We start from the raw sequence: 8,836 nt of genomic DNA, 5'->3' as shown, positions 1-8,836 counted from the left end.
TGCGGGCGCCCCCTCCGCTCGCTCAGGCTCGCACCTCCCCCAAAACTGCTGGGGGAGGTTGGGAAGTTCGCTCTCACGGCGGCCTGCATCACGCTGCATCCGCGGAGCGCCCCCTCCGCTCGCTCAGGCTCGCACCTCCCCCAAAACTGCTGGGGGAGGTTGGGGGCCGATGGCTCCAGGCCCGACGACTTGCATCGACTGGCGCCCGACAGGCCCCCTCTCCCCCGCTGTCGCGGGAGAAAGGGGAGAATTCGTTCCCGCTTCGACTAAAGACCCAACTGCGTCCGCGGCGCCCCCTCCGCTCGCTTAGGCTCGCACCTCCCCCAAAACTGCTGGGGGAGGTTGGGTATCCGACGATGAAGCGTGTCATCCGAATCGCGCCGAACGCAAGGAAACGGCACGAGAAAACTCCGTTGACTCTGTTGACTCCGTGTGAAGCCCAATCTCTTGCGTGGGCCTCTGCCTCTCGGAACGACGACGCTCCGCGGCGGGAGGCCGCGGAGCGTCGTCGCATCATCCGTCCCGCGCGCGGGTCAGGCGAGCACGTCCGCGGGGTCCACGACGAGCACGGGGCCGACTCCCAGATCCTCCAGCCCGGACCGCAGCTGGCTCGCATCGCCCACCACCACGACGGCGGCGCGGTCGGGGAGCAGGCGGCGGCGGGCGGCCTCGCGCACCTCGTCGGCGGTGACGGACATCAGCCGGTCGCGGTACGTGTCGTAGTAGTCGTCCGGCAGGCCGTAGACGGCCAGCGAGGTCAGCTTGCCGGCCAGCCCGTCCGTGGTCTGCAGCGCCAGCGGAAAGGTGCCCGCAAGGTAGCTGGCGGCGTCGGCCAGCTCGTCGGGCGACACCGGCTCGTCCTGCATCCGCCGCATGTCGCGCAGGATCTCGCTGACGGAGTGCGTGGTGCCCTCGCTCTGAATGGCGCCGGAGACGGTAAAGGTGCCCGGCAGCTTGCGCATGCCGAACGCCGAGCTGACGCCGTAGCTGTAGCCCAGCCGCTCGCGCAGGTTCAGGTTGAGCCGCGACGAAAAGACGCCGCCCAGGATGGCGTTCATCACCGTGACCGCGAAGTAGTCGTCCGCGGTGCGGGGGATGCCCACGTGCCCCACCCGCACCTCGCTCTGCACCGAGCCGGGCCGGTCGGCCAGGATGATGGTGGTTTCGCCGTAGCGCACCGGCGTCTCGGGAGCCCGCGGCGCCGGGGGCGTGCCGCTCCACCCGGCGAAGAAGCGCTCGGCCAGCGCGGAAACGCCGTCCAGGGTGACGTCGCCCGCGGCGCACAGCCAGGCGCCGCCGGGCAGGTAGTGCGCGGCGTGGTAGGCGGCCGCGTCCTCGCGCGTCAGCATGGCCAGCGTGGCCTGGGGCCCCGCCAGCCGCCGGCCGAACGGGTGCCCCTCGGGAAAGCTGAACAGCGCCATCAGCTCGTCCGCCAGCGACGAAGGGTCGCCGCGGCGCTGCAGCAGCGCGGCCAGCCGCTCGTCGCGGATGCGCTCCACCTCGTGCCGGGGAAAGGTGGGGCGCAGCGTCAGGTCGGCCAGGATGCGCATCCCCGCCTCGAGCCGCGAGGTGAGCGCGGTAAAGCCGGCCAGCGAGGTATCCCACGAGATCCCCGTCTCCAGCGCCAGCCCCAGCTCGTCCACGGCCTCGGCGATCCGGGTGGCGTCCATCTCGCCCGCCCCGGACTCCAGCAGCCCGGCGGCCAGCGAGGCCACCCCGGCGCGCTCTTCCGGCTCAGCCAGGCCGCCGGAGGGGAGCACCAGGTCCAGCGTGGCCACGGGAAAGGCGTGGTTCTCGGCGACGACCACCTGCAGCCCGTTGTCGAGCGTGCGGCGCTGCACGCCGGGAAAGTGGAACGGGCGCAGCGGCCCCGGCGCGGGCGGGCGCGAGCGGTCCAGCGTCGTCGTCCCGCTCATGCGGCCTCCGCGGCCGCGGGGAGCGGCAGGTAGGTGAGCACCACGCGGTTGTCGGCGACCAGGTGCTCCGCCACGAAGCGGCGCACGTCCTCGGCGGTCACGGCGCGGTAGCGGTCCAGCTCGGTGTTGATGAGCTCCGGCTGGTCGAAGTAGGTGGTCAGCATGGAAAGCTGGTCGGCGCGCTCGCTCACCTTCTGCAGCTCCATCACCCGGCGCGCCTCGACGCTGACGATGGCGCGCTCCATCTCGTCCGCCGCCGGCGCCTCGCGGCCCATGCGCTCCAGCTCCTCGAGCAGCGCCTCCTCCACGGGGCCCGCGGGGTGGCCGGGGGGCACGTTGCCGCGCAGGACGATCGCCGCCGCACCCGTGACGATGGGGAGGACGAACGCGGCCACCGCCCGCGCCACGCGCCGCTCGCGCACCAGCGCGCGGTACAGGCGCGCGGACTTGCCGCCCGCCAGCAGCTCCGTGACGATGTCGGCCACGTAGTAGTCCTGCGTGCCGTAGGGGGGAATGCGGTAGGCGATGAAGACGCGCGGCACGGGGACGGCGGACTCCACCGTCTCGCGCACCTCGGCGCCCAGGTGCAGCGGGTCCAGATCCGGCTGCCCGGGAAGCGGCGGCACGCCGGGCCCGCGGGGGATGGGGCCGAAGTAGCGGTCGACGAGCCGGCGCGCCTCGTCGCGGTCGAAGTCGCCGCACAGGGTGAGCACGCCGTTGTCGGGCGCGTAGTAGGTGCGAAAGAAGTCGGCGACGTCGTCGAGCGTGGCGGCGTCGAGGTCGTCCATGCTGCCGATGACGGAGTGGTGGTACGGGTGGTCGGCCGGGTACAGCAGCCGCTGCACGCGCTCGTCCCAGTCGCCGTACGGCGCGTTGTCGACGCGCTGGCGCCGCTCGTTCTTCACCACCTCGCGCTGGTTGTCGAACTTTTCCTGCGTGAGCGCGGGAAGGTAGAAGCCCAGCCGGTCGCTTTCCAGCCACAGCCCCAGCTCGAGGTGGCTGGCGGGCAGGGTGGTGTAGTAGTTGGTGCGGTCGAGCCAGGTGCTGGCGTTGATGGAACCGCCCGCGCGCTCCACCAGCGCGATGTGCTGGGTGTCGGGGACGTTCTGCGAGCCCTGGAACATCATGTGCTCGAACAGGTGGGCCAGCCCGGTGCGCCCCGGCACCTCGTTGCGGCTGCCCACGTTGTACCACAGGTTCAGCGACACCACCGGCAGGGTGTGGTCCGGCGAAAGCACCACGCGCAGGCCGTTGTCCAGCGTGTATCGTTCAATGGGGATCTGCATCCGCTCCGATTCCTCTTCCGGTTTCTCTGCTTTCTGAACGGCTTTTACCGCGGGGTTTGGGCGTGTCCCTCCGCTGCGCTTCGGGCCGGGCTGCGCGCGCCGTAGGCAACGATACGACTGTTGCCAACGGCGCCGAGCCCCCGGAGTTCGACTGCGGCGTGGACGGCTCCACGCTGCATCCGCAGGCGCCCCCTCCGGCTCGCCCAGGCTCGCCACCTCCCCCAAAACCCCTGGGGGAGGTTGAACTTCGATTGCGCTCCGGCTGGGTTCGGGTTGCCGCCGGCGGGGGGCCCCTCCCCCGGCCCCTCCCCGTTCGTTCCTCACGGAGAGGGGAGAATTCAGTGACTCGGCGAAAGAGATCGAACTGCGCCCGACGGGGCCCCCTCTCCCCCGGCCCCTCTCCCCCGCGGAGCGGGGGAGAGGGGAGAATTCGGTCGCGTCGTGGGCGGCTCCACGCTGCGTCCGCAGGCGCCCCCTCCGGCTCGCCCAGGCTCGCCACCTCCCCCAAAACCCCTGGGGGAGGTTGAACTTCGATTGCGCTCCGGCTGGGTTCGGGCTGCGCCCGCGGGGGGCCCCTCCCCCGGCCCCTCCCCGTTCGTTCCTCACGGAGAGGGGAGAATTCGATCGCGCTCCGGAGAGCCCGTGGGGAGGGGGGCCCGTCGAACGCAGTGCGAACCGGTTCGAAGCGCCCGAGTCCCTGCCCCACATCAACCTCCCCCAGCAGTTTTGGGGGAGGTGCGAGCCTAAGCGAGCGGAGGGGGCGCCCGCGGGTCACGCCCTACCCAGCCACCATCCCCTTCACCCCTTCACCCCATCACCCCTTCACCCTACATCGCCTGCAGAATGGCGAACGGCAGACTGAAGCTCTCGCGGATCAGGTGCTTGCGCTCTTCGTTGCGGTTGCGCGAGATGGGGCTGGTGCGCGTGGGCGAGGTGTAGCCGTGAAAGCCCACCTGCCGCGACAGCAGCTTGAGCCGCAGCATGTGGAACGGGTCGCTCACCATCACCGCCGTCTTCATGTTGCGCGTGCGCATCAGCCGCGACACGGCGCGCATGGACTCCAGCGTGGTCATCCCCCCGTCTCCCGGCTCGGTGAGGATGGCGGCCGCGGGGACGCCCTGGCGAATGGCGTAGCGCCGGCTGACCACGGCCTCGCTCACCGTGTCGCCGGGGGCCTGCCCGCCGGTCATGATGAGGGTGGGCGCCACGCCGCGCTCGTACAGGCGCACGGCGTGGTCCAGCCGCGCCTTGAGCACCGGCGACGGGCGGCCGTCGTACTGGGCGGCGCCCAGCACGACGATGGCGTCGGACTTTCGCGCCTCGTTGCGGCGGCCCCACAGGTGGATGGACGCAATGGAAAGCGCCCAGCACGCGACCATGAACAGCCCCAGCTTCACCAGCCCGCGGACGATGCGGACGGGGAGCGGCGCGCGCTTGCGGGGCACCGGGACGGGCCGCGCGGCGTCGGCGCGGGGCGGCGGGCCGGGCTCGGGCGCGGGCCCGGCCAGCGTCCGGTCGTCGGCGGGGGGAGGCGGAGTGCTCACGCGCGCTGCAGCAGCCGCTCGCGCAGCAGCGAGGGTCCCAGGTCGTAGCGCAGGAACTCGCCGGCGGCGTCGGCCCCCAGCTCCACGCGGTCCTCCACCTCCGAGATCAGTTCGCGGTCGCTGCTGTCGGCGGCCTGCGCGGCCCGGGCCAGCGCCTCCCACGCGGGGTCTTCCCACCCCTCGGCCGCCATCGCCAGCGCCGCGATCAGCTGAACCTCCACGTCGTCATCCCGCTCCCCCGCCGCCTGGTGAAGCTGCTCCGCGCCCTCTTCGCCCCGCCCCGCATCCACCAGCGCCAGCCCGAACAGCCCGCGCAGCCACGCGTCGCCGGGAACGCGCGACAGGGCCTCTTCCAGCGCGTCCAGCCCCTCCTGCGTGCGCGCGGCCAGCAGCAGCGCAATGCCCAGGTCGGTGTGCACCGACGGGTCGTCCGGCGCCAGCCGCCGCGCCGCCTCGAGCTCGGCGATGCCCTCGTCGAACAGCCCCTCGCGCGCCAGGTACGACCCGTACGCGGCGCGCGCGAACGCGAAGTCGGGCGCGGTGAGCGCGGCCAGGCGCAGGGCGCGCTCGGCCTCGGGATCGTCCAGCGCGCTGAGCCCGTTCCCCGCGGACGCCAGGATGAACGGGTCCTGGGGGTCCATGGCCAGCGAGCGGCGAAAGAACTCGTACGCCTCGCCCTCTTCGCCCACGCGCTGCGCGGCGAGCCCCGCCCAGCACAGCAGCAGGGCGTCGTCGCCGTGCTCGTCCAGCGCCTGGGCCAGCACGGCGTGCGCCTGGTCCCACAGCTCGTCCTCGGCGTACGACTGCGCCTGCGCCACGATCCCTTCGATCGCCGCGCCGCGCGCTTCTTCGCTCTCCGGAAGCCCGTCCTCGCTCATTCGCTCCGCTGACCGGTGATTCGCCGGGCGCGCGCGCACTGCCGCACCCACGTGGAATCCTGCCCCGCAACGCCCCGCTCCGCAAGGTGCGCTCCGCCGCGCGTCCCCGGCGATGCACTCCACGGGGTGGATTCACGGATTCATGGTCATGCCGGATCATGAAAAAGAATGATCGTACAGAGGAACAGAGTCAGACAGAGGAAGCGCGCTGAAATGGCATCCTGGCTCCCCAAAAGGGCGCGGAGCCGCGGAGAAATCCTCTCCACGGCTCCGCGATTTCCTCGTTCGTCCACCCTCGGCCGCTACTGCATGCTGAGGATTTCCACCTCGAAGACGAGCACGGAGTTGGCGGGGATGTCGCCGTTCGGCTGGCTTCCGTACCCCAGCGACGGCGGGATGACCAGCAGGCGCCTGCCGCCCACCTTCATCCCGGGAATTCCCTGCTCCCACCCGGCGATCACGCGCCGCGCGCCCAGCACCAGCGGATACGGGCTGCGCGGGACGTGGTTGTTCTCGAACTCGGTGCCGTTCGCCAGGTATCCGCGGTAGAGCACCTGCAGCGTACGGCCCTGGGCCACGGTGGCGCCCTCGCCCACCTTCAGGTCGCGGATGTACACGCCGTCGCCCACGCGCGTCATGGCCGAGATGTCCACGCCCAGGGCGGGCGCGAAATCGACGGTGCTCAGATCGGGATCGGAGCCGGTGGAATCGCCGCAGGCGGACACGGCCAGCAGGGGAAGCGCGCACAGCAGCACGCGGAACAGGCGTCGCATTCGCATCTGGTTCACGGGGTGATGGTTACATCGATGGCACGCACAAGATAACGCATTCGCGCGCCCAACAGAACGCCCCGCCGCCCTGAATGAGGACAGCGGGGCATGGTGACGATGCCTGGGGCGGGACTCGAACCCGCATGGCTCGCGCCGGGGCATTTTAAGTGCCCTGTGTCTACCGATTCCACCACCCAGACGTGAGCATCGTCCCCAGCGGGACGGTACCCGGCCCCTAAGATAAACAGCCGCGCCGCGCAGGTCTACGCTCTTCCGCGCCCGCCCGCCGCGTCCATCACCTCGCGCAGCCGGCGCACGTTCTCGTCCACCGTCGCCTTTGCGTTGTAGACGGCGGAGCCCGCGACCACGCAGGTGGCGCCGGCGCGCACCACCTCCGCCGCCGTGTCGGGCGCCACGCCGCCGTCCACCTGCAGTTCCACGTGGTCCAGCCCGCGCTCGTCCAGCATCCGCCGGATGCGGGCGATCTTGTCGGTGCTGGTGGGAATGTACGACTGCCCGCCGAAGCCGGGGTTCACCGACATCACCAGCACCAGGTCCACGTACGGCAGGATCTCGCTGATGGTATCCACCGAAGTGGCGGGGTTCAGCGTGACGCCGGGCTTTACCCCCAGCTCGCGGATCTGCTGGATGGTGCGGTGCAGGTGCGGCGAGGCTTCCACGTGCACCGTCAGGTAGTCGGCGCCGGCCCTGGCGAAGTCGGCCAGGTAGCGCTCGGGGTGCTGGATCATCAGGTGCACGTCGATGGGGAGCGACGTGGCGCGCCGCGCCGCCGCCGCGATCAGCGGCCCGATGGTGATGTTGGGGACGAAGTGCCCGTCCATCACGTCCACGTGGATCCAGTCCGCGCCCGCCGCCTCGGCCTCGGCGATGTGCTCGCCCAGCCGCGTGAAGTCGGCGGACAGGATGGAGGGCGCAATCTTCACGTGGCTCATCGCGCGCCCTCGCGCCGCAGCACCCGCACGCCGCCGCCCCCCGCGATCACCACCGCCGTCGCCATCCCCAGGAACAGCCCCGTCTCCACCACCCCCGGCCGCAGCGCCAGCCGCGCCTCCAGCGCCTCGGGGTCCGCGATGCCGTCCGGAAAGCGGCAGTCGTAGATCAGGTTGCCGCCGTCGGTGACCACGGGCGCACCGTCGCGCACGCGCAGCACCGGATCGGCGCCCAGCGAGCGCAGGAACGCCGGCTGGATGGCCGCGCCGAACGGGTCCACCTCCACCGGCAGCGGCGCCTTGGTCCCCAGCCGGTCCACCACCTTCGATTCGTCCGCCACGATCACCAGCTCGCGCGAGGCGGCGGCGACGATCTTTTCGCGCAGCAGGGCCGCGCCCAGCCCCTTGATCAGGCGCAGCTCGGGGTCCACCTCGTCCGCGCCGTCGATGGTCAGGTCCACCCGCGGACGCTCGTCCAGCGTGGCCAGCGGAATGCCCAGCCGCCGCGCCCGCCCCGTGGTGTCTTCGGAGGTGGGCACGCCCACCACGCCCCCCCACTCGCCCGCGGCGCGCCGCTCGGCGATCACGTCCAGCAGGTGGCGCACGGTAGAGCCGGTGCCCAGCCCCAGCGTCATGCCGTCGCGAATCCACTCAGCGGCGCGCTCGGCGGCCGCGCGCTTCAGCGCCTCGGGGTCGCTCATCGTTGGTTGCACGGGTTGCGGCTCGTCAGGTTCCGTTGGATGTGGCCGGGGGCAGGGCGCGCCAAAGTAGCATCCCCCGCCCGATCGCGCGACCGCCACCGGCCGGCGTCCCGGGACCGTGCCGCCCATCCTGATCGTGGAGCGGGGGGATGGTTTTCAAGACCGCGCATCAGGTGGTGCGGACCGCTTGTTCCGGTGCGCCGCGGCGGCCATCGGGCGATCCGCATCCTCCCCACCCAAAAAACGCGGATGGCACCCTGCCGCAGTCCATCCCTGTCGCCGTTCCCGGCACCCCACGCCGGCTCGTGCCTCGCCGACCGGCGCGCCATGCCTCCGCTCACCACGGATCAGCGTTTCGGACGGTGAGCGCAGAGGAAACGGCACGAGAAAACTCCGTTGACTCCGTTGACTCCGTTGACTCCGTGTGAGTTCCCCACCTGCTGCGCAGACCCTTGCTCACGGACCCTGGGCCAGCAGTAGCGGCATCCGGCCCCGCCGTTGCCGGCTGTCCCCTGTCCCCTGTTCCCTGTTCCCTATTCCCTATTCCCTTTCTGCATCCAGCAATGAACCCATTCCATCACGCCGGCTCCATCGCACGAAAAAGGAGGGGCGCCTTGCGGCGCCCCTCCCGTTACCTGCGACTGCGTGGAGTGATTACTCGCCCCGCACGCCGCCGGCCTTCACCTCGAGCTGGTACGGCTGGAACTCGCAGCCCGGCCGCACCGGCACGTACAGCACCTCCGGAGTGCCCGTGGCGCCCGCCTCGGCGAACACCGTCACACCCTGGTAGT

Annotated in this window: 7 protein-coding genes and 1 tRNA gene; all 8 read right to left on the bottom strand. The window is 71.4% G+C overall.

From position 1 onward, the window contains the following. Positions 1-533 precede the first annotated feature (533 nt). The 8 genes from VGC13_RS00515 to rpiA all read right to left on the bottom strand — a co-directional run bounded on the left by VGC13_RS00515 (position 534) and on the right by rpiA (position 8,045). The gene (locus VGC13_RS00515) at positions 534-1,916 is read right to left on the bottom strand and encodes a pitrilysin family protein (RefSeq protein ID WP_331123227.1); all 1,383 of its coding nucleotides are present in this window, start codon (positions 1,914-1,916) and stop codon (positions 534-536) included. Beyond that, on the bottom strand, positions 1,913-3,202 hold the full coding sequence (locus VGC13_RS00510; RefSeq protein ID WP_331123226.1) for a pitrilysin family protein: 1,290 nt from the start codon (positions 3,200-3,202) through the stop codon (positions 1,913-1,915). The genes VGC13_RS00515 and VGC13_RS00510 overlap by 4 nt, the downstream gene beginning before the upstream one ends. A gap of 827 nt (positions 3,203-4,029) precedes the next feature. Next, on the bottom strand, positions 4,030-4,746 hold the full coding sequence (locus VGC13_RS00505) for a YdcF family protein (protein ID WP_331123225.1): 717 nt from the start codon (positions 4,744-4,746) through the stop codon (positions 4,030-4,032). Then, on the bottom strand, positions 4,743-5,624 hold the full coding sequence (locus VGC13_RS00500; protein WP_331123224.1) for a tetratricopeptide repeat protein: 882 nt from the start codon (positions 5,622-5,624) through the stop codon (positions 4,743-4,745). Before VGC13_RS00500 ends, VGC13_RS00505 begins: the two co-directional genes overlap by 4 nt. A gap of 302 nt (positions 5,625-5,926) precedes the next feature. Further along, complete coding sequence (locus VGC13_RS00495; protein ID WP_331123223.1) at positions 5,927-6,403, bottom strand: FKBP-type peptidyl-prolyl cis-trans isomerase; 477 nt, start codon at positions 6,401-6,403, stop codon at positions 5,927-5,929. 109 nt (positions 6,404-6,512) lie between these two features. After that, positions 6,513-6,594, bottom strand: a tRNA-Leu gene (locus VGC13_RS00490). Positions 6,595-6,657: 63 nt separating this feature from the next. Beyond that, complete coding sequence (gene rpe / locus VGC13_RS00485; RefSeq protein WP_331123222.1) at positions 6,658-7,347, bottom strand: ribulose-phosphate 3-epimerase; 690 nt, start codon at positions 7,345-7,347, stop codon at positions 6,658-6,660. Beyond that, complete coding sequence (rpiA, locus tag VGC13_RS00480; protein ID WP_331123221.1) at positions 7,344-8,045, bottom strand: ribose-5-phosphate isomerase RpiA; 702 nt, start codon at positions 8,043-8,045, stop codon at positions 7,344-7,346. Before rpiA ends, rpe begins: the two co-directional genes overlap by 4 nt. Positions 8,046-8,836: the final 791 nt, after the last annotated feature.

The sequence above is a fragment of the Longimicrobium sp. genome, assembly GCF_036399255.1.
GTDB lineage: Bacteria > Gemmatimonadota > Gemmatimonadetes > Longimicrobiales > Longimicrobiaceae > Longimicrobium.
Note: the sequence above shows the minus strand (reverse complement) of the source record. Positions and strands in the feature narration are given on the sequence as shown.

What these genes read in the sequence shown, in the direction of transcription:
- VGC13_RS00510 (WP_331123226.1), bottom strand. Translation starts at nt 3,202, where the DNA reads ATGCAGATCCCCATTGAACGATACACGCTGGACAACGGCCTGCGCGTG.
- rpiA (WP_331123221.1), bottom strand. Translation starts at nt 8,045, where the DNA reads ATGAGCGACCCCGAGGCGCTGAAGCGCGCGGCCGCCGAGCGCGCCGCT.
- VGC13_RS00495 (WP_331123223.1), bottom strand. Translation starts at nt 6,403, where the DNA reads ATGCGAATGCGACGCCTGTTCCGCGTGCTGCTGTGCGCGCTTCCCCTG.
- VGC13_RS00500 (WP_331123224.1), bottom strand. Translation starts at nt 5,624, where the DNA reads ATGAGCGAGGACGGGCTTCCGGAGAGCGAAGAAGCGCGCGGCGCGGCG.
- rpe (WP_331123222.1), bottom strand. Translation starts at nt 7,347, where the DNA reads ATGAGCCACGTGAAGATTGCGCCCTCCATCCTGTCCGCCGACTTCACG.
- VGC13_RS00515 (WP_331123227.1), bottom strand. Translation starts at nt 1,916, where the DNA reads ATGAGCGGGACGACGACGCTGGACCGCTCGCGCCCGCCCGCGCCGGGG.